General features: G+C 59.0%; 1 rRNA gene. It reads left to right on the top strand.

From position 1 onward, the window contains the following. Positions 1-185: 185 nt before the first annotated feature. Positions 186-1,376, top strand: a 16S ribosomal RNA gene (locus J2751_RS15440); the annotation flags it as partial.

The raw sequence follows: 1,376 nt of genomic DNA, 5'->3' as shown, positions 1-1,376 counted from the left end.
ATGAGGATCTCGCCCGCTGCGCTCCGGCGTAAGAGGAGATCTGATGTGAGCCTTGGTAGTTCGGTGTCATCCGGGTCGCCGGTGACACTGGACACCATATTGGACCATGCAATGGTGTGTTGACACTACGTCAACACCCGCCAACATAACCCCCCTCTCACCGGGAATCAGGTGCGAGGGTACTCATTCCGGTTGATCCTGCCGGAGGCCATTGCTATTGGGATCCGATTTAGCCATGCTAGTTGCACGAGTTCAGACTCGTAGCGAATAGCTCAGTAACACGTGGCCAAACTACCCTTCGGACCACAGCACCCTCGGGAAACTGAGGCTAATAGTGTATACCACACTCACTCTGGAATGACAAGTGTGTCAAACGCTCCGGCGCCGAAGGATGTGGCTGCGGCCGATTAGGTAGACGGTGGGGTAACGGCCCACCGTGCCAATAATCGGTACGGGTGGTGAGAGCCAGAACCCGGAGACGGAATCTGAGACAAGATTCCGGGCCCTACGGGGCGCAGCAGGCGCGAAACCTTTACACTGCACGACAGTGCGATAAGGGGATCCCAAGTGCGCAGGCATAGAGCCTGCGCTTTTGTACACCTTAGGGAGGTGCACGAATAAGGGCTGGGCAAGACCGGTGCCAGCCGCCGCGGTAATACCGGCAGCCCAAGTGATGGCCGATCTTATTGGGCCTAAAGCGTCCGTAGCTGGCCGCGCAAGTCCATCGGGAAATCCACCCGCCCAACGGGTGGACGTCCGGTGGAAACTGCACGGCTTGGGACCGGAAGGCGCGACGGGTACGTCCGGGGTAGGAGTGAAATCCCGTAATCCTGGACGGACCGCCGATGGCGAAAGCACGTCGCGAGAACGGATCCGACAGTGAGGGACGAAAGCTAGGGTCTCGAACCGGATTAGATACCCGGGTAGTCCTAGCCGTAAACAATGCCTGCTAGGTGTGGCTCCCACTACGAGTGGGTGCTGTGCCGTAGGGAAGCCGCTAAGCAGGCCGCCTGGGAAGTACGTCCGCAAGGATGAAACTTAAAGGAATTGGCGGGGGAGCACTACAACCGGAGGAGCCTGCGGTTTAATTGGACTCAACGCCGGACATCTCACCAGCATCGACTGTGGTAATGACGGTCAGGTTGATGACCTCGCCACGAGCCACAGAGAGGAGGTGCATGGCCGCCGTCAGCTCGTACCGTGAGGCGTCCTGTTAAGTCAGGCAACGAGCGAGACCCGCATCCCTACTTGCCAGCAGCACTGCGAAGTGGCTGGGTACAGTACGGAGACTGCCGTGGCCAACACGGAGGAAGGAACGGGCAACGGTAGGTCAGTATGCCCCGAATGTGCTGGGCAACACGCGGGCTACAATGGTC

Origin of the sequence: Halorubrum alkaliphilum, from assembly GCF_017873815.1 — an archaeon.
GTDB classification, from domain to species: domain Archaea; phylum Halobacteriota; class Halobacteria; order Halobacteriales; family Haloferacaceae; genus Halorubrum; species Halorubrum alkaliphilum.
This window is presented reverse-complemented; position numbering and strand designations above follow the sequence as displayed.